28 protein-coding genes are annotated in these 24,377 nt (G+C 44.6%); 13 read left to right on the top strand and 15 right to left on the bottom strand.

Annotated features, from left to right (window positions below; translation table 11 throughout):
* Positions 1-55 precede the first annotated feature (55 nt).
* Complete coding sequence (locus tag VC82_RS02970; RefSeq protein WP_045801053.1) at positions 56-262, bottom strand: dodecin family protein; 207 nt, start codon at positions 260-262, stop codon at positions 56-58.
* A gap of 43 nt (positions 263-305) precedes the next feature.
* On the bottom strand, positions 306-815 hold the full coding sequence (locus tag VC82_RS02965; protein ID WP_045801052.1) for a nicotinate-nucleotide adenylyltransferase: 510 nt from the start codon (positions 813-815) through the stop codon (positions 306-308).
* 309 nt (positions 816-1,124) lie between these two features.
* On the opposite strand from VC82_RS02965, the gene VC82_RS02955 reads away from it, so the two are divergent.
* On the top strand, positions 1,125-1,985 hold the full coding sequence (locus VC82_RS02955) for an ATP cone domain-containing protein (RefSeq protein WP_045801050.1): 861 nt from the start codon (positions 1,125-1,127) through the stop codon (positions 1,983-1,985).
* Positions 1,972-3,342 (top strand): MBL fold metallo-hydrolase RNA specificity domain-containing protein, encoded by a 1,371-nt coding sequence (locus VC82_RS02950; RefSeq protein ID WP_045801049.1) that lies wholly within the window; start codon positions 1,972-1,974, stop codon positions 3,340-3,342. The genes VC82_RS02955 and VC82_RS02950 overlap by 14 nt, the downstream gene beginning before the upstream one ends.
* Positions 3,343-3,366: 24 nt before the next feature.
* On the opposite strand, the gene VC82_RS02945 is transcribed toward VC82_RS02950, so the two are convergent.
* Positions 3,367-3,756 carry a response regulator transcription factor gene (locus VC82_RS02945; RefSeq protein WP_052698871.1) on the bottom strand — a complete coding sequence of 130 codons (390 nt, stop codon included), beginning with the start codon at positions 3,754-3,756 and terminating at the stop codon, positions 3,367-3,369.
* 150 nt (positions 3,757-3,906) lie between these two features.
* Here VC82_RS02945 and VC82_RS02940 point away from each other — a divergent pair, with 150 nt between their 5' ends.
* Both VC82_RS02940 and ppsA read left to right on the top strand, forming a co-directional pair.
* Entirely contained in the window at positions 3,907-4,371 is a 465-nt protein-coding gene (locus tag VC82_RS02940) for a pyridoxamine 5'-phosphate oxidase family protein (RefSeq protein ID WP_045801048.1), read from the top strand.
* A gap of 135 nt (positions 4,372-4,506) precedes the next feature.
* Complete coding sequence (ppsA, locus tag VC82_RS02935; RefSeq protein ID WP_045803210.1) at positions 4,507-6,897, top strand: phosphoenolpyruvate synthase; 2,391 nt, start codon at positions 4,507-4,509, stop codon at positions 6,895-6,897.
* 104 nt (positions 6,898-7,001) lie between these two features.
* Here ppsA and VC82_RS02930 read toward each other — a convergent pair whose 3' ends face one another.
* The 5 genes from VC82_RS02930 to VC82_RS02910 all read right to left on the bottom strand — a co-directional run bounded on the left by VC82_RS02930 (position 7,002) and on the right by VC82_RS02910 (position 10,603).
* The gene (locus VC82_RS02930; RefSeq protein WP_045803209.1) at positions 7,002-7,469 is read right to left on the bottom strand and encodes a c-type cytochrome; all 468 of its coding nucleotides are present in this window, start codon (positions 7,467-7,469) and stop codon (positions 7,002-7,004) included.
* 224 nt (positions 7,470-7,693) lie between these two features.
* The gene (locus VC82_RS02925) at positions 7,694-8,725 is read right to left on the bottom strand and encodes an aldo/keto reductase (protein WP_045801047.1); all 1,032 of its coding nucleotides are present in this window, start codon (positions 8,723-8,725) and stop codon (positions 7,694-7,696) included.
* 32 nt (positions 8,726-8,757) lie between these two features.
* A complete protein-coding gene (locus VC82_RS02920; protein WP_045801046.1) occupies positions 8,758-9,180 on the bottom strand; it encodes a nuclear transport factor 2 family protein in 423 nt (140 codons plus the stop codon).
* Positions 9,181-9,203: 23 nt separating this feature from the next.
* Positions 9,204-9,968 (bottom strand): SDR family NAD(P)-dependent oxidoreductase, encoded by a 765-nt coding sequence (locus tag VC82_RS02915; protein WP_045801045.1) that lies wholly within the window; start codon positions 9,966-9,968, stop codon positions 9,204-9,206.
* Positions 9,969-10,033: 65 nt separating this feature from the next.
* Complete coding sequence (locus VC82_RS02910) at positions 10,034-10,603, bottom strand: TetR/AcrR family transcriptional regulator (protein WP_052698868.1); 570 nt, start codon at positions 10,601-10,603, stop codon at positions 10,034-10,036.
* Between the two features lie 609 nt (positions 10,604-11,212).
* Between VC82_RS02910 and VC82_RS02905 the strand changes: the two genes are divergently transcribed.
* From VC82_RS02905 to VC82_RS15365, 8 genes are all read left to right on the top strand, one after another.
* Complete coding sequence (locus tag VC82_RS02905) at positions 11,213-12,082, top strand: OmpA/MotB family protein (protein ID WP_045801044.1); 870 nt, start codon at positions 11,213-11,215, stop codon at positions 12,080-12,082.
* A gap of 35 nt (positions 12,083-12,117) precedes the next feature.
* Positions 12,118-13,062, top strand: coding sequence for a 1-phosphofructokinase family hexose kinase (locus VC82_RS02900; RefSeq protein WP_045801043.1), 945 nt, complete (start codon positions 12,118-12,120; stop codon positions 13,060-13,062).
* Positions 13,063-13,766: 704 nt separating this feature from the next.
* Positions 13,767-14,156: a DUF302 domain-containing protein gene (locus VC82_RS02895; protein ID WP_045801042.1), complete on the top strand. Its 390-nt coding sequence runs from the start codon at positions 13,767-13,769 to the stop codon at positions 14,154-14,156.
* Between the two features lie 98 nt (positions 14,157-14,254).
* A complete protein-coding gene (locus VC82_RS02890; protein WP_045801041.1) occupies positions 14,255-14,866 on the top strand; it encodes a flavin reductase family protein in 612 nt (203 codons plus the stop codon).
* 5 nt (positions 14,867-14,871) lie between these two features.
* The gene (locus tag VC82_RS02885; protein ID WP_045803207.1) at positions 14,872-16,035 is read left to right on the top strand and encodes a M20 family metallopeptidase; all 1,164 of its coding nucleotides are present in this window, start codon (positions 14,872-14,874) and stop codon (positions 16,033-16,035) included.
* A 4-nt stretch (positions 16,036-16,039) separates the two neighbouring features.
* Positions 16,040-17,059 (top strand): hypothetical protein, encoded by a 1,020-nt coding sequence (locus tag VC82_RS02880; RefSeq protein WP_045801040.1) that lies wholly within the window; start codon positions 16,040-16,042, stop codon positions 17,057-17,059.
* Between the two features lie 198 nt (positions 17,060-17,257).
* The gene (locus VC82_RS02875) at positions 17,258-18,004 is read left to right on the top strand and encodes a slipin family protein (RefSeq protein WP_045801039.1); all 747 of its coding nucleotides are present in this window, start codon (positions 17,258-17,260) and stop codon (positions 18,002-18,004) included.
* Positions 18,005-18,145: 141 nt separating this feature from the next.
* The gene (locus VC82_RS15365; RefSeq protein WP_045801038.1) at positions 18,146-18,328 is read left to right on the top strand and encodes a zinc ribbon domain-containing protein; all 183 of its coding nucleotides are present in this window, start codon (positions 18,146-18,148) and stop codon (positions 18,326-18,328) included.
* Positions 18,329-18,374: 46 nt separating this feature from the next.
* Here the strand turns inward: VC82_RS15365 and VC82_RS02865 are convergent, their stop codons facing one another.
* The 4 genes from VC82_RS02865 to VC82_RS02850 are packed head-to-tail and all read right to left on the bottom strand — an operon-like array spanning position 18,375 to position 21,306.
* A complete protein-coding gene (locus VC82_RS02865) occupies positions 18,375-19,151 on the bottom strand; it encodes a GNAT family N-acetyltransferase (RefSeq protein WP_045801037.1) in 777 nt (258 codons plus the stop codon).
* A gap of 22 nt (positions 19,152-19,173) precedes the next feature.
* Complete coding sequence (locus VC82_RS02860) at positions 19,174-19,854, bottom strand: FMN-binding protein (protein ID WP_084598147.1); 681 nt, start codon at positions 19,852-19,854, stop codon at positions 19,174-19,176.
* Positions 19,855-19,879: 25 nt separating this feature from the next.
* The gene (locus VC82_RS02855; RefSeq protein WP_045801035.1) at positions 19,880-20,641 is read right to left on the bottom strand and encodes an SDR family NAD(P)-dependent oxidoreductase; all 762 of its coding nucleotides are present in this window, start codon (positions 20,639-20,641) and stop codon (positions 19,880-19,882) included.
* Positions 20,638-21,306, bottom strand: a complete 669-nt coding sequence (locus VC82_RS02850) for a WG repeat-containing protein (RefSeq protein WP_045803206.1) — start codon at positions 21,304-21,306, stop codon at positions 20,638-20,640. The genes VC82_RS02855 and VC82_RS02850 overlap by 4 nt, the downstream gene beginning before the upstream one ends.
* A gap of 174 nt (positions 21,307-21,480) precedes the next feature.
* On the opposite strand from VC82_RS02850, the gene VC82_RS02845 reads away from it, so the two are divergent.
* Entirely contained in the window at positions 21,481-22,128 is a 648-nt protein-coding gene (locus VC82_RS02845; protein WP_052698867.1) for a hypothetical protein, read from the top strand.
* A 146-nt stretch (positions 22,129-22,274) separates the two neighbouring features.
* On the opposite strand, the gene VC82_RS02840 is transcribed toward VC82_RS02845, so the two are convergent.
* From VC82_RS02840 to deoC, 3 genes are all read right to left on the bottom strand, one after another.
* A complete protein-coding gene (locus VC82_RS02840; protein ID WP_045803204.1) occupies positions 22,275-22,727 on the bottom strand; it encodes a DUF2267 domain-containing protein in 453 nt (150 codons plus the stop codon).
* A 116-nt stretch (positions 22,728-22,843) separates the two neighbouring features.
* A complete protein-coding gene (gene deoD / locus VC82_RS02835) occupies positions 22,844-23,545 on the bottom strand; it encodes a purine-nucleoside phosphorylase (protein WP_045801034.1) in 702 nt (233 codons plus the stop codon).
* On the bottom strand, positions 23,542-24,213 hold the full coding sequence (deoC, locus tag VC82_RS02830; protein ID WP_045803203.1) for a deoxyribose-phosphate aldolase: 672 nt from the start codon (positions 24,211-24,213) through the stop codon (positions 23,542-23,544). Before deoC ends, deoD begins: the two co-directional genes overlap by 4 nt.
* Positions 24,214-24,377: the final 164 nt, after the last annotated feature.

Raw genomic sequence — 24,377 nt, 5'->3', positions numbered from 1 at the left:
TGGCCCGAAATCGGAAGACCTCTTCGAACCATACCATCCAAACCAAACTAAAGGATTATTCTTCCACAATGCCAAAGGTGACCTTGGCGTTTACACGATACTCTGAAATCTTATTGTTGTTCACCGTTACCTGCATGTCTTTGATGTACACAGACTTGATGTTCTTTACCGTTTTTGACGCTTCGTCAACAATGTTTTGTACAGCATCCTCAAAACTCTCAGTGGAATTTCCTAAAATCTCTATTACTTTTAATACTGACATAGTTTCTAATTTTAATAATTGTTGTTAAATCGATTTTCGTTGATCAAAGAAAGTTTCCTTTCTCGTCCACTTTTACCCTGAGTACCTTATCGCCGTTTTCAAGTTTGAGCTTGTACTTTTTAGAAACACCTTTTTTATCATGGTAGTGTACAAGGTAAATATCCTTGGTGATGGTCCACTCAGGAAACCTGTCCAAAACAGCTTCTTTCACGGCAGTGGGCAGGTTGATGTCTTTGAACCTTTCTGCGGTGCGAAGAATCTTGCCATCTTTGTCATAAGCGGCAAGTATTTTGCCTTCAGGTATGTAGAAATTAATCCTGTAGAGATCATAGTCATCTTGATAGAATTCAGAATCTTGCACATTGAATGAAGCCACTTTTCTTCGCAGCATTTCAACAGGAATGGAAGCTTCTTCTCCAGTATCTATACTGTTCAGGTACTTGTAATTGGTGGCATATACCGTGACTTCAGATAACTGTTCTGTCTTGACGATTTGGGCAAAGCTCGGGATGGTCAGCCCCAAAATAAACAGACCACATAGTAATTTTTTCATAACGTTTTATTTAAGTTAACGGTTAGATGAACCGAGCCGATCCATCCAATCAATAAAACCAAATGTATTCTGATTGCAACAGGTTCACAATGATCTGGATCAGTGAACAAATTATGGGCACTTGCCCGTGCAGCATAATAGGGCGTAAATGACATAAGCGTATTACCATTCCGGTTTTTGCATTCAACACTGGCAATGTCAATAAACTCAGATTTCATGACCATGGTCATGGCACAATGAAATGATTGACACTATTTTGATTGCCAAAACACAGGCTTTTTTCGATTACGCATTCAGACACCTTAAGATATGAACGAACAGTTCGAGGTAATCAAATCTACTGGCGAAAAGGCACCGTTTTCGCTAAACAAGCTCAAGGCTTCCTTAAAAAAATCGGGGGCCAACGATCAAGTAGTTGAACACATTGTACAGATCATAAAAAATGAACTGTACCCAGAAATCACCACGGAGGAAATCCACAATAGGGCTTTTGCACTGCTAAAGCGTGAACGTTCTGTATTTGCCTCAAAATACAAACTGAAGAAAGCCATTTACGAGCTGGGTCCGACAGGGTTTCCGTTTGAAAGGTTTGTTGGGCAATTATTGAAATATTCGGGCTATACCGTAGAAGTCGGCCAAACAGTACAAGGGTTCTGCGTAAAACACGAAATAGATGTGCTGGCCGAAAACAGTGATCGGTTTATACTGGTAGAGTGCAAGTTTCACGGTGACAAGACCAAAAAGTGCAATGTGAAAGACCCACTTTACCTACACAGTCGCTACAATGATGTACAGAAAAGATGGAACGGCACGCATGGCAAAAAACCTTTAAAAGAGGTTTGGTTGGTTACCAATACCCGTTTCACCGCCGATGCATTGCAGTACGGTAAATGTGCAGGGTTGTTTCTTTTGGGATGGAACCACCCCAAGAACGATGCCCTCAAAGACCGTATAGACCGGCTTGGCCTATACCCCATCACGGTATCTACCCTGCTCACTAAGCGAGAAAAGGAATTTCTGCTGAGCAGAGATGTGGTACTCTGCCGCCAACTGTTGGGCGACCGTTTTTTTCTTGACCATTTGGGCATATCAGACACCCGAAAGAAAAGGATTCTTGATGAGATGAACATGCTGTGCACCCATAACGATCTTGAAAATGCCAATGATTAAAGTACATTTTCTCGGGGCCGCGGGTACGGTGACGGGTTCAAAATTCTATTTGGAAACGCCCGAAAAAAACCTGATGGTTGACTGTGGCATGTTTCAGGGCCTCAAAGAACTGCGGTTGAAAAATTGGGAACCCTTGCCCATAAATCCCACAAGGCTAGATGCCGTATTGTTGACCCATGGCCATTTAGACCATACCGGCTACCTGCCCAAACTCGTCAAAGAGGGCTTTCGGGGTACTGTTCATGGTACCGCGCCGACTCTGGACATTACAGAGATTGTACTTCTTGACAGTGCCAAAATTCATGAAGAAGAGGCCCAATTGGCCAACACCGAGGGGTATTCAAAACATGATCCGGCCCTCCCTCTCTATACATTGAAAGAAGCTGAATTTACCCTGAATTTATTCAAGCCCCAAAAACGTGATGTCTGGCATACGTTGTCAGAAAATATCAAATACCGCTTTCGCTACAACGGCCATATCATCGGCGCCACTTTCATTGAAATCAATATCTATGGAAAACGATTCGTATTTTCGGGCGATATCGGCAGACAGGAAGATTTGTTGCTAGAGCCACCTGAACGCCCCAAATGGGCAGACTATCTTTTTATGGAAAGCACCTATGGCGACAAACATCACCCTGAAGAAGACGTCGAGACAATACTGATCAAGTTGATCAGCAAGACCATTCAACAAAGGGGGCATCTTATCATTCTCTCATTTGCTGTCGAGCGGTTACAATCGCTTATGTATTTGCTGTGGCACTTGTACAAGAAGAATAGAATCCCGAACATCCCTATTTATGTTGACAGCCCTATGGGCAACAACGTGCTTTCCGTTTTTGAAAGACATCAACATTGGCACCGTTTGCCCATGAACGAATATAGGGCCATGTGCCGCCACATCAATATCGTTCAATCGTATCGGGAAACATGGCAAACCATAGACGACCCAAGACCAAAGATTATCATCGCAGGTAGTGGCATGGTCACCGGAGGCAGGGTACTCACTTATCTGCAGCAACTCATCGATCGGCCCTCGACCACTATATTATTGGTGGGTTATATGGCCGAGGGAACGCGCGGCAGAAAATTGCTCGAAGGGTCAAATGAAATCAAGATATATGGAAAACTCTATCCTGTAAAGGCCAGCATTTACCACTTGGAAAGCCTTTCTGCACATGCCGACCAACAAGAGTTGTTGCATTGGCTGGGCAAACTGCGCAACATTCCCGAAAGTGTATTCTTGGTGCACGGTGAACCCAGTGACCTTAACACATTCAGAGCAAAACTCAACAATACTTTCGGATGGCATGTACGAGTGCCCCAACTGAACGAAGCATTGACCCTAGTGGTATGATGTGCTCCTGAAAAAAAAATGATTTCATTTTTCTGCCACACCCTTTGTTGACAGACATTTTTTGATTGATTTCAAAAGCTCATCGAGGCCAAAAGGCTTTACCAAATAATCATCGGCACCAAAGGCAAGTCCTTTTTCAATATCGGTTTTTTCAGATTTGGCACTTGAGAAGATGAAAGGTATCTTTTTGAGCTTGGGGTGCTTGCCCAAGGTTTCAAGTAGGGTAAGCCCATCCATTTTGGGCATCAATAGGTCACAGATGATAAGGTCAGGGGGCGAATGCAGTATTTTTTCCATCCCTATTTTTCCATCGCTTGCCGTCATCACCGTATAGCCTTCGAGCTGTAAAAGTTCAGCGGTATTATTCAATATGCAGGTATCGTCTTCAATGATTAAAATACATGCATGGGACATAAGAAAATATCTTGTTGGTTATTAATTCGAGGTTATCATAAAGATAGGCATTTGAAAGAATAATCCTTAACGCTCTGATTAAGTTTTCTGAAATGACTTAGATCATAACACAAATTATGGTGGTATGATAGTTTTAGATAAACATTTGACATGATAAAGAATCTTGGGCAAAAAGACTGCATTGAACTGCTTCGAAACAAATACATAGGAAGACTGGCGTATATGGTGGGTAAAATCCCTTTTGTGGCCCCAATAACCTATTACTTCCTTGATATAGAAAATGATGGTGGCATCATTAGCTACTCTTTGGAAGGGCATAAAATCGATGCAATGAGAAAAAACAGGTACGTATCGTTACAGGTAGATGAAATCGAATCTATGGACCATTGGAAATCTGTTTTGGTGCATGGTGAATTTGAAGAACTGCATCAGATAGATGCCAAACACCTGCTGCACGAGTTTTCACAGGGCGTAAAAGACCTCATCAATCGCAATCCCAATAAAGACGTTCAGTTCATCCATGAATTTTCGAGCAAACTGGGTGCCGAAGGCTCCTCCCCGATTGTTTACCGCATCAACATACTCGAAATAACAGGAAAGCAAAGAGAGGGGTAGGCCAAAAATATCCAGGATTTTTTATGTCGCACTTCGATATTTTCATCCATTCGCCCTTGAACCTACGGTACAACTGATACGCATCATTGCGGGGCAGGCGCAACATTGGGAAATTTGCGGGCAAACCTTAAAAAGATGGCTGCTAACATCAAGTACTTCAACGAAATAAAAATGGCCGATGTGCCTACCGTAGGGGGGAAAAATGCCTCACTGGGCGAAATGTACAACCAATTGACCCAACAGGGGGTACGTGTGCCCGATGGTTTTGCGACCACGGCGGAAGCCTTTTGGAAGTTCTTGGATGAAAACTCCATACGAAGACCATTGCAGGATATCCTTTCAAAATTGGATACCGAAACCTATGCCAATCTGGGTGAAATAGGCCAAAAGGCACGTAATCTCATTTTGAGAGGAAGCTTTTCAAGCACCTTTTCAAAAGAAATCACCGAGGCCTATAAAAGACTTTGCGATAACACAGAATGTGCCGTAGCAGTTCGCAGCAGTGCCACCGCAGAAGATTTGCCCACTGCCAGTTTTGCCGGCCAGCACGATACCTTTTTGAACATTTCCGGCGAAAAGAAACTGCTTGAGGCCGTTAAAAAATGTTTTGCTTCCTTATATACCGATCGCGCCATCAAATATCGTGACGACAAGGGGTTTAAACACAATGAGGTCGCCCTTTCGGTAGGCGTACAACAAATGGTACGGGCCGATAAGGGCTGCTCGGGCGTAGGCTTTACCATCGAACCCGAATCGGGATTTGAAAATGTCATCTTGCTTTCGGGCGTATGGGGCTTGGGCGAGAATATCGTTCAAGGTGCTGTCAATCCCGATGAGTTTTATGTGTTCAAGCCCACATTGCAGATGGGGAAAAATCCCATCATCCAAAAGAAAATGGGCGACAAGAAATTGACCATGATCTATGGAAAATCAAAGGATGGTGCCGCTACGGCCAACATACACACGCCAAAACCCAAGCAACGGCAGTTTGTGCTCTCCGACCAAGAAATAATCACCTTGGCAAAATGGGCATCGCTCATCGAACAGCATTATGAAAAACCTATGGACATCGAATGGGCAAAAGACGGCCTCACGAACGAGCTGTTTATCATTCAGGCAAGACCTGAAACAGTACATCAGTCCGAAAACAAAAATCTGCACATTGAGTATAAATTGAAGGAAAAAGGCAATGTAATCACGAAAGGAAACGCCGTAGGTTCCAAAATAAAGGTCGGCATCCCTACCCTCTTAAAATCCCCCAAGGAAGCCAAAAATCTGACCCCCGGCCATATCATCGTTACCGATACGATCACACCCGATTGGGATCCCTTATTAAAACAGTCGGGCGGCATCATTACCAACAAGGGCGGACGGACCAGCCACGCCGCAATCGTGGCCCGTGAGCTGGGGGTGCCCGCCATTGTGGGCTGCGGAAACGCCACAACGAATATCAAGGATGGCGAACCCATAACCTTATCCTGCGCCCAGGGAAAAACGGGCTACGTCTACGAGGAGGAACTCACTTTCGATGAAAAGGAAATCGATTTTTCGAACATATCGATGCCCCGTACAGAAGCGAAAATGATTCTGGCCGATCCCGAAAACGCCTTCCAACTTTCATATTACCCCAACAATGGCGTGGGATTGCTGCGTATGGAGTTTATCATTACCCATTCCGTGAAAATACATCCCATGGCCTTGGTCAAGTTCGACGAACTGAAAAATGCAGGTGTCATTAGAAAAATCGAAAAGATGACACACGGCTACCAAAACAAAGCGGATTATTTTATCGATCATTTATCACAAGGAATCGCCACGATCGCGGCGGCATTTTACCCCAAGGAAGTCATCGTGCGGTTGAGCGATTTCAAGACCAACGAATATGCCAACCTTATCGGAGGTACGGGTTTTGAGCCCGATGAGGAAAATCCGATGTTGGGTTTCAGGGGTGCGGCCCGATATTACAGCGATCTGTACAAAGAAGGGTTCGCCCTAGAATGTGCCGCCATTAAAAAAGTACGGGAAACCATGGGGCTCGACAACCTAAAAGTAATGGTGCCCTTTTGCCGAACCTTGGAAGAGGGCAAAAAAGTAGTGGAGATCATGAAGGAAAACGGATTGAAACGCGGCAAAAACGGCCTTGAGGTCTATACCATGATCGAGATTCCCAGCAATGTGATCCTTGCTGATGAGTTCGCCAAAATCTTTGATGGGTTTTCAATTGGTTCAAACGACCTTACCCAACTCACACTCGGTATCGATCGTGATTCAGAAATCATGGGCAAACTCTTCGATGAAAACGACGCTGCCGCCAAAAAAATGATTGCCATGGCCATAGACTCGGCGCGTCAAACAGGTACAAAAATAGGGCTGTGCGGGCAGGCACCCAGCGATTTTCCAGAATTTGCAGCCTTTCTGGTCGAAAAAGGCATTGATAGTATTTCCTTTAATCCCGATGCGTTGTTGCAGGGTATCGAAAACATCAACAAGGCGGAAGTCGACTTGAAAAGTGAAGCGTTGGCCTAACTATCGATTGATTGAATTGCCCGAATCATTGTAACGATGAACTACAGGCAATAGATAAAAACAATAGGTAATGTTACGGCTTTTTACTCTCTCCTTTAAACAACTCAATAATAAGGATGGTAATGTGTTGGCGGTATGCTTATTTTGTATTCCGTTTGAAGAAAAGTGACCAGATCGACGAGTTCTTGGACCGTCATGACCTCGTTGTAGTTCTTCATCTTGGAAAGACCTGTTTCGTTAGTACCCTTTTGTTCGTAGCTGCGTGCGATTTTGTGTGTAGGATTGATGACCGAAGTAACGAGATTCCCGTAGGATTTTTTAGCAGGTACGTCACCGCCAAGGGGTATGTTGAGACTATCGCTTCCTCCAATCCACTCGATTCCTGAAATACTATGACATTCATTGCAGGCCAATCTCCTATAAGTTGCTTTACCTGCTTCGACATTGCCTTCGGGTAAGGCAAAGCCACGTGCTTGCTCATTGCAACTACTCAAAAGTACACCAACACATAAAAAAATGAAAACCAGTAGATGATTTGACAGTTTGCACGAAGTTTTATTTTTATCTTTCATAATTCGTTGTTTTAAATTAAGGATTTGGTTCATCGCCAGATCAATTGGCTAAAACAAATGTAGCGTGCCGTTGAAACAACGACAATGACCTTCGTCAGCGGTTTTATATAAACGTAGCAACCAAATAAAAAAAGTGCAGACCTTTCAGAATCTGCACTTCTGCACTTTTTTCATATATAACGTTAACCGCAGTGATTTATCTAATGATACACTAATTTTGCCTTTCAATGCGACTTCATTTGTGTTATCCTTTCATGTAATGTTTGCCCCCGCTGCAAACTGAAATCCATGTACATAAATGGAGTTTTGGGCTGGCTGACAGCATTCAATTGCTCCAATTCTTCACTGGAAAGTTTGATTTTAACAGAACCTATGTTGTCTTCAAACTGGTCAATACGCCTCACACCGATAATTATGCTCGTAATTCCTTTTCGATGCAATAGCCAAGCGAGCGCAATTTGGGCGGGTGTTGCTTGGTGGGTGGATGCAATTTCTTTTAATATTTCAACAACTTTATCGCCCTGTTCAAGTTCTATGGGTGGAAATGAAAAATGGCTTCGTCTTCCTTTTTCGGCATTTTCACCGGTATATTTGCCGGTAAGAAAACCGCTGGCAAGCGGACTCCAAACCATGACTCCCATTTTAAGGTCACGCACGGCAGGAAGTACCTCATATTCAAGTTCCCGACCGACAAGCGAATAGTGCGACTGGGCCGAAATGAACTTATGAAAACCTTTGGCTTCTGAAATTCCATGTGCTTTTGCTATCTGCCATCCGGTAAAATTTGACAGCCCGATGTATCTGACTTTTCCAGACCTAACAAGATCATCCAATCCTGAAAGCGTTTCTTCAAGGGGCGTTGTAGGATCCCAAGAATGTACCTGATAAAGGTCGATATAGTCCGTATTAAGTCTTTTAAGACTTGCCTCCACTTCACGCATAATTGCTTTTCGGCTGGTGCCAAGTGAATTCATATCATTTGTGAAAGGATTGTATAGTTTGGTTGCAATTACAGCTTCTTCACGTCTTTTGCCTATTGCTTTTCCGAGCAATTTTTCCGATTCGCCCATAGCATATAAGTTTGCCGTGTCAAAGAAGTTTATACCTACATCAAATGCGCGGTCAACCAACTGCTTGACTTCTTTCTCTTCCAAACTTCCTATTGGATTATATAAGGTGTTTTTTCCAAAAGTCATTGTCCCGAGGCATAGGCGGGAAACGTACAGTCCTGTATTTCCAAGTGCTAAATATTCCATTCTATTTCCTTTTTTATGTTAGCGAATTAAATTCAATTTTCACTGATCTGGTATTGACCCAATTCAGCTTTTTCAACAAGGGCCGTATCGCAATATTCGGTAATGGATTTAATTTTTTCATTCTCTACTTCTATTACAAAGCAATAGATATTGTTGTATTCCAAACCATTTTTGGCAACCCCGCCTTCGCCATGTCCAAGCCTGATTACATGATTTTCATCAGCGATGATTTTGTCAGGTACTATAACTGGCATACTCTCAAAAGATGCAGTTATTTTTGGAAAATATTCGTTTATAAGTCCTTGGACATCATATGTTCCGGATACTCCTGTAGAGCCGGTGGTTGTCCATTTGAAATCCTGTGATAAAGCCTTTAAAAATCCTTCAAGGTTGCCTTTTTCGGCATGGTCAAATGCTGCATTTACGATTTGTTTGTTCTGTTCAATTCTGGTCATGATAAATATTTTGTGTTAGAAAATCATTTGATACTTGCCGATGGATGAATTGTGTCGGTTAAAACAAAACCCATACTGGCCATATCGACCATACCCACAGGTTTATCACTTTCATAAAGTTGGTAAGTAAACGCCGCAATTTGTTCAGGGGTGTGAAACTGAACGTTACTAGTGTCAATATCGCCTAGTTTTGATTGCTCTAAAGAAATTTTAGTGAATTCCGTATCAATGGGACCCGGGGCCATTAATTTGGCTTGAAAGGGGCTGTTGGCTAGTTTTAAATCATGTGTCAAGCCTTCGGTAAACGATGTAACAAAAAACTTGGTAGCACTATAAGGAATTGCTGTACTAAACAGAGAATAACCTGCCAACGAAGCGATGTTTATCAAAGTTGACTTTCTACTGACATTGTCTTTAACAAAACAGGTTGATAAAATTGAAAGCGCTTTAATATTCAGGTTAATCATAGCATCTAATCTTTCTGAACTTGTTTCCCATGCTAAATTCCATTCTCCTAATCCAGCATTATTAACAAGAACATCAATTCCTATTTCTTTGGCTTTATCATAAAGTTCATAAACAGCTTTTTCATTCTCTAGATCGGTCGGTAAAATTGTCACATCAGAACCATACCCTGATTGAAGTTCATTTTTTAAACTGTCAAGTTTATCTTTTCTGCGGGCAACGGCAATTATGTTAAAACCTTTGCTCGCAAATTTGACCGCAATAGCCCTGCCTGCCCCGGCACTTGCCCCTGTGATCAATACATTTCCTTTTGTTTTATTCATGGTATAAATTTTTAGTGTTCCAATTATTATAGATAGAACATTCGTTCTGTGTTACGTAAAAAAAATTATTTCGATAAACCCTTTAAGGAAATGTTTATTGCTTTGTTTACAGTTTCTTGATTTATAGACAACATTCCAGATATAAATAATTTAGCAAGAGCTACTACATTGCCGTTCGTTATTGCCAAAATCAGTTCAATCTCATTATCAACAATTTGTTTGTCTTTAATGCCATTTTCAAAAAATTCTATAAGTGGCCCACTAAATTTTTCAGCTTTTTTTCTTGTTTTTTCATTGATGATGGGAGAGATTGAACATTGTTCTATAAAAGACAGTATATCAGGGTTTTTAATCAAATAGTAAAAATAATTACTCCAAATTCTGTGGAATTTTTCCTTAAACTCTTGGTTGCTATCAACATTCTCAAAAATATTATCAATTAAATCTTGCTTAACGTATATATATAATTCATTGATTAAATGCTCCTTGCCATTAAAATGATGATAAATTGCACCTGTTGACACGCCTGATCGTTTGCTCACCAATGACATAGGAGTGTTATGCAAGCCATGTTCAGCAATTAGTTTTAGGGTCGTTTCAAAAATTCTATGTTGTTTATCCGATAGAACATTCATTCTGTAAATTTACGAATATTTGAATTGAAAAATGTTTTCAGGTAGATTTTGGGTTTTTATTGCAGGTAACGCTGGGCTACGCGCAGTAAGTCCCTAGGTTTTTAATTGTCCAAGGTACGTAAAAAGCAAAAAGGTTGGTATGGCTATGCCACCGAGCTTTGTGACCGACGAATACCGATGAACACAACTAAACAATTTCATGAACAGTACGACATCATCGGTCTCCTATGGCAAGTAGAACGGTAAGGAAACCTTTTCGTTTCCGCCTGCCTGCAGGCAGGTCCGCCCGTGGCCAAAGCCTTTTGCCCGCCCGAAAGCACAATTCGGTACAGGCGGGTTCTGTGTTCATCTTTTTCCGTTCCAATACCAAATCCAATCCCGATGGTTATCGGGATGGCGAACTTGGCAAATCTTTCCAAGCCTATGGTCATCCAACATGTTGTGCGATTATATCAGGGGTAGAACGACCATGCGAAACAAAGCCCTATGATGATTCGATTCCGTCGGCCGAACATCCAAGACCTAGATGACCTACATCATTTCGCACCGCTATTCGGGGTCGTTTCTTTGTGACGGGAATCGATGTAACACCATTTAAAACAATATATCATGAAGACCATACAATTTATGGCCATAGGCTTGGTTGTTTTAATGACATCATGCGTGAGCCAAAAAAAGTACGCCGCGGCACAAGACAGGGTGGCACTTTGTGAAAATAATCTTCAGAACAGCCAAAACGAGGTTGCCTTACTTCAGACTAATCTGGCCAATGAAAAAAACCGATCCAAATCATTGGAACAGCAAATGGAATACTTCAAAAGCACCAATACCGATCTTTTGGCCCGCTTATCGGATCTTTCGGTCGTGAGCAAATCGGGTGCCGAGAGTATCAAACAATCGCTGGAGGCGCTCAACGAGCAGAACAAATACATCAGGGACCTAACGACATCGATGCAACGAAAAGATTCCATCAATCTTGTACTCGTCATGAACCTCAAACGTTCGCTTGACGATTTTGACGACGACGATATCAATATCGAGGTTAAAAAGGGGGTGATCTATGTTTCCATCTCGGATAAAATGTTGTTCAGGTCGGGCAGTTACCAAATCAGTGACCGCGCCGAAGAGGTCATCGGTAAAATCGCCAAGATCGTCAACGATCATAAAGAACTCGATATTCTGGTGGAGGGCCATACCGATAATGTGCCGATTGCCAACGAATGCATGGTCGATAATTGGGATTTGAGCGTCAAACGGGCCACATCGATCGTGCGATTGATGCAGAACAAATTCGGGGTACAGCCTTCGCGGATGACCGCCGGTGGCCGTTCGGAATACCTGCCCAAGACCACCAACGAAACCGTGGACGGGAGGACAAAAAATCGGCGTACCGAGATCGTCATTCTACCCAAGCTCGACCAGTTTTTTGAATTGTTGGAACCACCGACAACTAGTGTCGAAGTAGAGCAGCCAGAGTAAGGCGATATCCTTTCCTTTAAAGCAAAACCGTTGAAATGAACAATATCATCACATTGACCGTAAACCCTGCGCTCGACAAGAGCACCACGGTCGCGGGCATTGTTCCGAACAAGAAATTGCGTTGTGCATCACCCGTTTTTGACCCAGGCGGCGGCGGTATAAATGTCTCCCGCGCCATTAAAAAGTTGGGGGGCACCTCACTGTGCATGTATCTCGCCGGCGGCCAAACGGGCAATCACCTCACAAACCTGCTCACCAAAGAAGGCATACGGCAAGAGACCATTTTCATAGAAGGATGGACGCGCGACAATCTTTCGGTGACCGATACCGCCACCGAACAACAATATCGGTTTGGCATGCCGGGGCCCAATGTCAGCAAAGCAGAATGGCTAAACTGTTTGGAAGAGGTTGAGAAAAAATTGTCCGAGAACGATTTTTTGATCGCCAGCGGCAGATTGGCACCCAAAATGCCCAATGATTTTTATGCAAGGCTTTCCGCTTTGGCAAAGAAGAAAGAGGCACGCTTAGTGTTGGACACTTCGGGCGAGGCCCTCAAAGAAGGGGCAGCTGCTGGAGTATATTTGCTCAAGCCCAATCTGGGCGAACTCAGTACGCTTTTGGGGGTAACCTCCATCACTGCTGATGAACTTGAACCGTTGTCAAAAAAATTTGTTAAAGAACATCATAGCGAGGTTCTTGTGGTTTCGTTGGGTGCCAAGGGAGCCCTATTGGTCACCAAAGATTTGTGTGAACACATTCCCGCCCCGACGGTACACCAAAAAAGCACAGTTGGTGCCGGCGACAGTATGGTAGCGGGAATGGTATTTGGCCTGGCCAACGGAAAATCACTTTCAGAAATGGTGCGTTACGGGGTGGCCTGTGGCACCGCCGCCACTATGACCCCGGGCACAGAACTTTGTAGAAAAGAAGATGTGAACCGACTCTATGAATGGATTGTTCACACAAATGTTAAAAATTGAAAAAAATGACCAAACTGACTTAGGTCATTTCAAAACTTTGTTATGTGTTGTAGATTGGTCTCATAATCGATAGTTGATATCGTTCTTTGAAAAAAAATACAATGGATTTTTTATCGTGGGGATAAAAAATCTATGGAAAAGGAAGAGGTTACAGATACCCTTTACACCTTTTGAGTTGTGAAAGAATCTAGCGATAGGTTCGAGTAACTTCCAGTGTAAGTGGTCATTGGGTGGAGTAATTTCTTCTTTGGAACCGGAACATCTCGGTGTTCCGGTTCCTTTTTTGTATTAAAGTTCTTTGCATACAAATAGATAGACTTCTAAGCAGCAATGCCTTAGCGGTCATATAAGGTATCTGAAGTGCCGTATCGGTCTTGGCGTCCGTTTCTCGGCGTATTCGCTACGTTCCAAATGCGGATGACAAATCAGGCATTGCGATACCGACACCAAAGGACCGGAACATGCTACTGTCCCGGTCCTTTCAACAACACCAACAGAAAGGTCTCTATCGCCGCAAGGCGGTCCAGGCCAGAGGTTGCAAGGCCGTTTTTGCCAAAGGCCGGCCCCTACATCATTTTATCAATTAAGATGACTTAAGGATTGGCTACACGCAAAGACACATTTGCAACTTCGAAGAAAACAGGAGGCCCATGGCTTCCTGTTTTCGTTTTTAAGAAGTCATTCATTCTAAAAAGTGAATTCAAATGGATTATTATTTCAGTACCACACTTAATGATGTCTCTTTTGAGAAAGCCGTTGAAAAAACGACTGAAGCCTTAAAAGAGGAAGGCTTTGGCATTCTTACCGAAATCGACATAAAGGCCACCTTGAAACAGAAGTTGGATGTGCATTTTCCCAACTACAAAATTTTGGGGGCCTGCAATCCACCATTTGCCCACAAGGCATTACAGATCGAGAACAAGATCGGCACCATGCTGCCCTGCAATGTCATCGTTCGTGAAAACGACGACAGCAGCATAGAAGTGGCCGCCGTAGATCCAGTGGCCTCGATGATGGGGGTCAAAAACGAGGCTTTGGCGGGCATTGCCGAAGAGGTACGCGATAAACTGAAAAGGGCGGTCAATAGTCTTTAGCTTTTTTTCATGTCTAAAATTTGGCCGCTGCCCACCTGACCAAAATCATTACGAGGGCATATCCGTAGCCGTAATTTTATAGCATTGCACGAATGGTTATGGACACATTGCAACAAGACCGTTTTACCTCCTTAGATCTTGACCTCCCCCTTTGGGACCGCATCTTCACCGTGGCCCCGTTGGTGGTCATCGGCACCAAAGAAGATGAAGGGTACGATCTGGCCCCCAAGCACATGGCCATGCCCTTGGGGCACGGTCTTTATTTCGGCTTTGTCTGCACCCCAAGGCACGGCACCTATCAAAATGTGAAGAAAAACAGGGCATTCACGGTAAGTTTTCCGACGCCCGATCAAATCGTACCAACCTCTTTGAGCGCATCTCCCCGTACAGAAGACATTTCAAAATCGGAAGGCACGGTCAAGGCGCTGCCCTTGATAAAGGCCGCCACTATTGATGCCCCCTTGCTCAGGGGCGCCTACCTGTATTTAGAGTGCGAACTGTACAAGGTCATCGACGGCTTTGACGACAACAGCTTGGTTGCGGGCACCATCAAGGCGGCCCATATAAACAAAGACTACCTGCGTATGTCTGAGAAAGACGAGAGGCAACAATTGCACGACCACCCCCTATTGGCCTATATCGCCCACGGCAGGTTTGCAAAAATTAAGGATACCCATGTGTTTCCCTTTCCTAAAGACTTTAAAAAATGACATGGATGGCTACGGATACCGCTTCTGAAGTGTTGGATTACCTTAACATGCACCATGAAGAACAAGTGGCGTTCCTAAAGAAACTGGTCAAGCTTGAGTCGCCCTCACATGATGCTGGATCCCAAAAGAAAATCCTACAGCTTCTCGGAAAGAAATTGGAAGAGCTCCATTTTTTTGTACAGTTCATTCCCGGCAGTGAGACCGGTGGCCATCTCTATGCCCGACCCCAAAATAGGGATAGAGGCAAACCCCTGCAATTGCTTTTGGGACATTGTGATACCGTCTGGAAAAAGGACACACTCAAAGAAATGCCCATTGCCGAGCGTGACGGCAAACTCAGCGGCCCCGGTGTTTATGACATGAAAGCGGGGCTTACGCAAATGGTCTTTGCCCTCAAGGCCATCAAAGAACTGTCCCTTGAGACAGCCTTGACCCCACTGGTGCTCATCAATTCTGACGAGGAAATCGGAAGCATTGAATCACGTCATGCCATAAAACGATTGGCAAAGATCTGTGAGCGCGCCTTTGTCATGGAACCTCCCTTGGGGCTTGAGGGAAAATTGAAGACCGCCCGCAAGGGTCTGGGGCGATTTACGATAACGGTCACCGGCAAGGCGGCCCACGCAGGGCTAGACCCCGGTAAGGGCATCAACGCCATTGTAGAGCTTTCGCACCAAGTGCAGCGATTATATGCCATGAACGATTTTGAAAAGGGCATCACCGTGAACGTAGGCACCATTCAAGGGGGTATTTCGCCCAATGTGGTGGCCCCCGAAAGCAAGGCAGTGGTCGATGTTAGGGTACTCAACAAAGAAGATGGCAAGTCCATCACCAAAAAAATATACGGGCTTCGGCCAACCATGGCCGATGTCAAGATACGGGTGGAAGGCGCTATGGGCAGACCACCGATGGAGCGTACCCCCAGAAACCAAAAATTGTGGAAACTGGCCAGGGCAAAGGCTTTGCTATTGGGATTGGAGCTGGAAGAGGCCACGGCAGGCGGAGGTTCTGATGGCAACACCACCAGCACCTACACGGCCACCCTGGACGGACTCGGAACGACCGGCGATGGTGCCCATGCCCACCACGAATTCATTTTCAGCGAGCAATTACCCAAACGAACGGCCCTGTTGACCTTGCTGCTCTTGTCAGATTCAATAAAAGAATAAAGCTATGGACCTAAAATATATCTATGCCTCGTTGACACGGATTTCCGATTTGCGGGAAAAAGAGTTTGAAGTGAAACAATTGCCCAGAAAACAGTGGGAAACCGGAGATTATGTCATCTGCAAGATCACAGACCCAGGAAGCAATGCCCTGAGCCTTGAACTGCCCAGCGGAAGAATGCGCGGTGTCATCGGAGATGAACACCTGATAGGGGCATTGGGCGAACGTTTTGCCACCTTAGAGGCCACTGGCACATGGCGAAAGGTAGAAGACGACCTGAAAATGCACGTGCTCACGGCGGCGGGGCTTATGGGCAGACTCACCTCAAAATCCGCTTTCATTCCCAATATGATGCAAGTGGTGTATTTGGGGCATGCCAGCCGCAAGGGTAAAAAACTGAACATGCGCGATTTTGTGGCCCCCGTGGATGAAATTACTTTCAAAACACCCGTTATCCTTTTTGTCGGCACTTCGATGTCGGCCGGCAAGACCACCTCGGCGCGTATCGTCACCCATCTGTTCAAGATGGCCGGGCATAAGGTGGTGGGTGCAAAACTGACGGGTGCCGGCCGGTTCAAGGACATTCTCGCCATAAAGGATGTCGGTGCCGATACGGTGATGGATTTTGTTGATGTGGGCCTTCCATCCTCCATCTATCCCAAGGAAAAATACCAAGTGCTTCTGAAGCAATTGCTCAGTAGGATCCAACAACAAAATGCCGATGTGGCCATTATCGAAATAGGGGCCTCACCCTTGGAACCCTACAATGGCGATAGTGCCATCAACGCAATCAGAGAACAGATAAAAGCAATTGTTTTGGCCGCCTCAGACCCGTATGCCGTACACGGGCTGATGAGGGCCTTTGACCTAACGCCCGATGTCGTTACCGGCATTGCCTCCAACACCTTGGCGGGCATTGAAATGGTAGAGAAGCTTTGTGGGGTAAAGGCGTTGAACCTCATCGATGCCAGAACCATGGGCGAACTGAAACAGATATTGACCCAGAAAACGGGGTTTCAACTATAAAATGTGATGGCAATGGCTTTATGTGCGCATCATTTTTTTCTGTATCTTGAAAGAAGACCAAACCAATCTAGGACAGTGCGGTTTTCTTCTTTTTTTGACCTCTATTGAAGTGCATCGAAAAAGCTTCAAATGTCCGTTTGCCCGCTGATGTTCTTGTCAGCAGTGGCAAACAAAGTTGAACTATCTAAATATAATACTATGAATCCCATGTTTTTGTTCGGCATCATTTTAGGTGTCATTCTATTGGCCGGTATCCGTATCGTTTTTGAATATAAAAGAGCTTTGAAATTCCGATTTGGAAAATATGTCAAAACCCTGCAACCGGGTTTCCGGTGGATCATTCCCTTGGTCGAGACCATTCAAGTGGTTGACATTAGGGTCATCACCATCAATATCGTCTCGCAAGAAGTGATGACCGAAGACAACGTGCCCTGTAGCATCGATGGGGTGGTATTTTTTAAGATCAACGACCCCGAAAAAGCGGTTCTTGAGGTCGAAGAATACGATTTTGCCATCACCCAGCTCTCACAGGCCGCACTTAGGGATGTCTGTGGAAAGGTAGAGTTGGACACCATTCTATCAAAACGTGAAGAAATGGGCAAGAACATCAAAAGCATTGTTGAAACGGAAACCCATCATTGGGGCATTGAGATCATCGACGTAAAGATCAAAGACATTCAACTGCCCGAAAACATGAAGCGCATGATGGCCAACCAAGCCGAAGCCGAACGTTCGCGGAGGGCACGGATCATTCTTGCCGAAGCCGAGAATCAGGCCGCGGCAAAGTTGTTGGAAGCAGGCCTTCAAATTGACAAGTCACCCTCGGCCATCAAATTGCGGCTCTACCAGACCCTCTCGAACATCGCGGCCGAGAAGAACTCCACAATCTTGTTCCCCTTTCCTGAAGAGGTATTGCCCAGAAAGCCAAAAAACACCGATTTATGATAAACGGTATCGCTGCCTTTTTATACCGGTTTTGAATTGGGAAATGGTTTTATGCCGTGCCTGACCTATGTCATTTCACGCCATAAATGTAAAGGTTATTTTGTCGTAACCGATTGAAAAACATATAATTGATATGCTACCATGAATCTTTCAAAAAGAAATAGTTGTGAAAACTGTGGTCAACCCATGTACCACTTGGTCGATTTTGGCACCAACAAAGACGGCACGGTGAACACTGAATACTGCCGTCAATGTTACCTGAAAGGCAAGTTTGTCGATCATGGAATCAGCTTGGAACAAAAAATCGAAAAAACATCGGTTTAGCTAGCAAAGAAGCAAAGATTTTTAGGTAAACGCTTTCGGTCTATCACTACTTTTGACTGCCCATGCCAAGTTCCTTTTTTAAGATATTGCGAAACCTAGTGGCACTGATATAGTGGTCTTCCAACAATTTCCCGTTGTGCAATAGGCTGAACACCCCATAGCCCGATGGCGCATTTTTGGCCTCCTTAGCCGTTTTCAACTTGATAACTTTAAGGTCAATATCATAGTCCATTGCAGTATTCAAAAGGGCTTCGACCGATTTTTCGTGCCAGGGGCATTGGTCGGCATAGAGCAAATGCCAACCTTTGTATTTTTTTTGCTGTACTGTCCAATCGTGCAGTTTGGGATCTGGTGCTTTCGCATCCCATTTTTTCGACAGTAATTCAAACCTTCCTTTTTTATCGACTTGTTGAAATCCATTTTTTTCAAAAATGCCTTTGTCTGCGATCCAAGCTCCTTTACTGGCCATGACACAGACCCCGGCCATCCCCCTTGCCTTGGCATCTTTTTCGGCTTCGTTAATCAACGTTGATCCGTAGCCCTTGTTCCGGTCTTTTTTCGAATAAACATACATGCAATGGATGAACATAAAGCCATCGGCATCAAGGGGCCGCCAAGCATATTCGGCCGGAACATATTCAATGAAACCGATCATTTTGTCATTTTCACCTTTCAGGATTTTCATCCGCAATCCTTCCGCATATCTTTTTTCGAACCATATACGCTTGTTTTCAAATCCGGGGTTGGTGATATCCTTGACACAGAAGAGTGTTTGCTCCTTAACATTTTGTGGCGTTACCGAGATGATGTTGATTGGATCCATCCTTCAATGAGTTGGTGTTTTGTCATTCAGGATTCAAGTATCCTTTATACTTTTTAAGTCCTTCGTTCACCATTTTCACAACGGCTTGGCTGGTCATGGTCGCCCCTGAAAGACCGTCGATCCTTTGGTTTCCCTTTTCTACTTCACTTCCGCTCTGGAACAGAGAAAAGGTGTTGTCTGTTAAGTCAATCTTGGCACCGACGAATTGTTTTTCAAATGAGGTATATGTTATGCCGTCACCATACCCCTCTGATTCCGCACTATGGTCAAATTCGATTTTTTCGATGGTCATCGCATCTTTGTCAACCAAAATCTTGGCCCACAAAGGCCCTGCAAAGCCCCTGCCATTGACCATGAGTACTGCCTTTTGCCCCTTTTTCAGTTCAAATATGGGCAGCTCTTCCCCGCTTTTGGCATCAGTGACTTTTTTATGGAGCGAGACGGCATCTTTCGGGTCAAGAGAGGCAATCTCTCCATTTTCGTTCAATTGCTTAAAAACAAATATGTCTGTAATATCGGTGGTGTCTGTTGCCGTGGTGTCGGCAAACTCGACAAGCTTGAGCAAAATGGGAGATGTCTTCTGTGCTTTTTCGGTTTTTACTAAGGGCTGCTGTATATCGGCATCCACTTTTTTGGACTCAGGCGCCTGTTTGCAGTTCCAAAGAAACAGGCTCAAAAAAATCAAGCAAAGGATTGTTCTCATAAGGGTAACGTTATTTTTAAATTTATCAGCCCGCCATCAGACCTCCATCGATGACATGGGTGCTTCCAGTAATGTACTTGCTTTCATCAGAGGCGAGAAATATGACAAGGTCGGCAATTTCACTTGCTTCGGCATAGCGGCCAAAGGGCACAATAGCCTCGAACCCCTGTTGCGCCTGTAGGGGGTCATCAGGAGATATATCGGCTTCGATCCTGCGCATCATCTCATTGTTTACCGGGCCTGGATGAACCGTGTTCACGCGTATTTTTCTTTCGGCAAACTCAATGGCTGCGGTACGCATGATCCCTATTACCCCATGCTTACTGGCCACATAGGCCCCCAAGCCTTGAAAGCCCTTAAGGCCCGCCACCGAAGAGGTGATAATGACACTACCACCCTCGGCCATTTTCGGGATCACATATTTGCACCCGTGCCAGACCCCTTTCAAATTGATATCGATGACCTTGTTGAACACCTCATCGGGGTATTCAGCTATGGGCCTAGAAGTACCCTCAATGCCTGCATTGCTGAAGAAGACATCGATTCTTCCGAAGACATCCAAGGCTTCCTGTGTATATTTTTTCACATCTGATGCTTTCGATACATCAGCTTGGCAATACTTCACATTGGCATTGTCAAATTCTTTTACGGTCTTCTTCAGGGCCTCTTCATCAATATCGACCAAAAGTGCCTTGGCGCCTTCCAAAAGAAAGACTTTTGCAGTTTCTTTTCCTATGCCCGCGGCACCACCAGTGACCACGGCCACTTTGTCTTTTAACCTATTCATGGTTTTTGGTTTTGTGAGTTGATGTTACGTATTTCCCAATCATTTGTCGTGTCTTTTACCGCCAAAAGATCAGGTGAGATCAAGGTTGCCCTTAACTCTGGCATTTCGTACCGCCCTTTCTTCATCAAAATGCCCTCTCTGTCTTCTATGGGCCATATAATTTCTCCTTCGGTGTTCAGCACGGCTTCTGTAAAGGTGTATTCGTAAATATTGAGCTGAAAATTGTTTTTGCCCCTATAGGTTCTTCTACAAAAAATGCCCACGGCCCTGCCATCGTCAAACTCGGTAAGGTTGATGTATTCAGGTTCTATGGCAATTTGCCCTTCGGTGTCGATAAAGCCATAATACGGAATATCCTCATCCTTTATCTCTTGGATCATACATCGCCCGTTCTTGAATTGGGGATATCGGATACCCTTGACATCTTTTCGCTTGGGGTCGGCATTCTTGCTCCAAACCAAATCACTTCTAAAATCAATGACCAACTGCCCGGTCTTGTCGATAAAGCCCCATTGGTTTCCTTTTCTGACCGCCGCCAGATCTTCACTAAAGGGCGCTACTTCATCAAGCCCCTTGATGGTGGGCTTGTTGATGGTCTTTAAAGTCTGTGAGAATACAAAAAAAGGGAGTACAACAAGTGCGAGAAATGCAAAATATTGTTTCATGACTCTAGTTTTAATGGGAGCCAAGGTAGCGGGCAGGTGGTGCATCCACAATGATTTGGGTCAGTCTGACAAGAATAAAAAGACGCTGCCAAGATGATACAGGTCATTGCCTGGGCATGAAAGGGCATCTATTTTTGAGACACAGTTTGAATTTTGATTTCAAAGTATGTTCCGATGAAAAAAATGGCAGCCATTCTGGCAATCTTAATGATGGCATCTTGTTCTTCAACACGGTTTGTGGACAGTTGGAGAAACAAGGAAGTCACCAATTTTGACCCGAACAAAGTACTGATTGTGGGAATGACCGATAACCTGACCGCCCGAAAGATCTTTGAAGAAAAGCTAAAGGAATCATTTATTGCCAGGGGCATCAATGCCCATGAGAGCAGTATGGTACTCGATGAAGCCTTCACCGATTCAAAAAAGAGCGAAGCCGAGGTCGAGGCCATGAAAAACGAGCTTATCGCCGATGGCTTTGATGCAGTGGTCATCACCGCCGTAATCGGTATCGATGAAGATAGGCTCTATCAATCTGGCCATTATACCTTTGGCAATTATTGGTGGTATCGTTTCGGACGCTATTATTACAGGTTTCAAGACGTTTATTATACGCCTGGGTATTATAAGGATTACAAAGTCTTTCACATAGAGACCTCTATATACAACATCAAAGAAGATGAGGGCAAAACACTGGTCTGGGTGGGCACTTTCAAAATCGTAGATCCTTCAAACATCACGACAACAGTGAATGATTACGTTGAGCGCATCGTACAGCAATTGGAGAGCGAGGGCATCATTTTGACCTTGCCACAGACCTATTGATCCGCAACGTTGTCAGGCTTTTAGCGTGCTTTCGGCCATGTTTTAGGTCAGAGTTGCTTTCTTTTCAGGTACAGGACAACCACCAGCACAAAAATGTACAGAAGCAAGGCCAGTAAGACGTTCATATTGATTCTAGGGTTTGGGGCCTAAAACATCAAATTGGAGTAGATCATGCTTTTAAGATCTTTTGGAAGAGAGCCTCGTATGTCTTCCATTTCTCCAAGGGATACATATTTTCTCAGATAGATGAAAGTCAGGTCGATATACTTTTCGGCCAAGTCATTCTCATAGCCATAATCGTTGATGGCTGCCACTCCGTCCATTTCCTTGACCAACTCCACAAACTCATCCATTCGTTTGATCTTGGGCTTCTTTTTCTTTATGGTCCACCCGTTCACGTAGGCCGCCTTTAAGAACATCGGCAGTTGTGCGATGAACTGCAAAGACTCCTCTACCGGTATGATCTCGCGCAACGCGTGCATGATCGAAACAAATATTCTGCCCGCCTTTTCGGTATCGTTGCCAAAGCCCAATTGCTTGGCATAGTCTTTTAAAAAGGTATTCCCCTCTGTTGCATATTGGTTAAAATTAAGTGCCATGATGCATATTTTTAGTATGAACAATAAATTTGAAGATTTTTGGGCACATTCAAAATGACCCAGATCATTTGGGGCCAATTTTTGTTTTTGAACGAAGCTTGGTTCGGTTGCCAATTTCACTCAGCAATGTTCAATGCGATGTGTACCATGTTTCTGAAAGTAGTTTCACGATCTTCGGCAGTAGATCTTTCACCGGTCACCAAAGAATCAGATATCGTAAGTATGGCCAAGGCCCTTACATCGTACTTTGCGGCCACGGTGTAAAGGCCGGCGGCTTCCATTTCAACACAGAGCACCCCGTACCGTGCCCATAACTTGTAAGCCTCGGGGTCATCTTCATAGAACTCATCTGAAGAAAGTACATTGCCCGCCTTTATGGGAATATCGTTCGCCCTGGCATATAGGGCAGCCCCCATCAAAAGCTCAAAATTGGCGGTGGGCGAATAATCGGCGTTGATAAAACGTGAGTTGTTGATGCCCGAGGTTGTAGAGGCTGCCATGGCCAAGACAATATCCCTTATCTTAATATCTTTTTGATAAGAGCCTGCCGTACCCACACGGATCAGGTTCTTCACCCCGTAGTCTTTGATCAGTTCATGGTAATATATCAATGCGGAAGGAATACCCATACCGCTCCCCTGTACAGAGACCCGCTTACCGTTGAAAGTACCGGTGTACCCCAGCATGCCGCGAATATCGTTATAGCAAAATGGGTCTTCTAAAAAAGTTTCTGCGATCCATTTTGCACGCAGCGGGTCGCCCGGCATCAGTACGGTATTGGCGATTTCACCCAATTTGGCCCCAATATGAACGCTCATGATCCTTGTTTTGTGCTAGATAATACAATGGCGACTCCGGATGAGGTGCCAATGCGTGAGGCACCTTGGTCAATGAACCGCAGGGCGGTTTCTCTATCCCTGATTCCGCCTGAGGCCTTGATTCCCATTTGGTCGCCCACCACGGCTTTCATCAACTTTATATCGGCCAAGGTCGCCCCTGCCGTGCCAAAGCCCGTAGAGGTTTTTACGAAATCTGCCTTGGCCTCTAAGGCCAGCTCACAGACCGTTCGCTTTTCGGCTTGGGTCAGGTAACACGTCTCTAAAATCACTTTCAATATTCTATCATCAATCGCTTTTTTAATGGCGGCAATTTCATCTCTTACCCGATTTTCGCTATTGGATTTTATCCATCCTATGTTAATGACCATGTCGATTTCGTCGGCCCCCTTGTCAACATAATCTTTGGCTTCTGCCACTTTGGCCCCGGTTGACATGGCCCCCAGGGGAAATCCGACCACGGTGCAGATACCGACCGTTGTACGACCAAGTTCTTTTTTGGCAAGGGCAACATGGCACCCATTGATGCATACCGAATGAAAACCATGCGTTGTGGCCTCGTGACAGAGTTTGTTGATGTCTGCTTCTGTTGCCGTTGGCTTTAGCAGGGTATGGTCGATGTAACTTGCTATGGGTTTGTGCACAGACATTGATTTGAGAGCTTTGTCATTTGAAGATAGCATATTTTCAAAGGTATGTGCATATCGCTCCCCATTTTATGACAACGGTCAGCCGCACATTCGCTCTTTTTCTAGACTGACGTAAATCATGGCTTTCAATTTTGCCGACCATTATTTTTGGGGATGTTACTTCA

This window comes from Flagellimonas lutaonensis (genome assembly GCF_000963865.1).
GTDB lineage: Bacteria > Bacteroidota > Bacteroidia > Flavobacteriales > Flavobacteriaceae > Flagellimonas_A > Flagellimonas_A lutaonensis.
The sequence above is the reverse complement of the archived record's forward strand: the minus strand, read 5'-3'. Positions and strand labels throughout refer to the sequence as shown.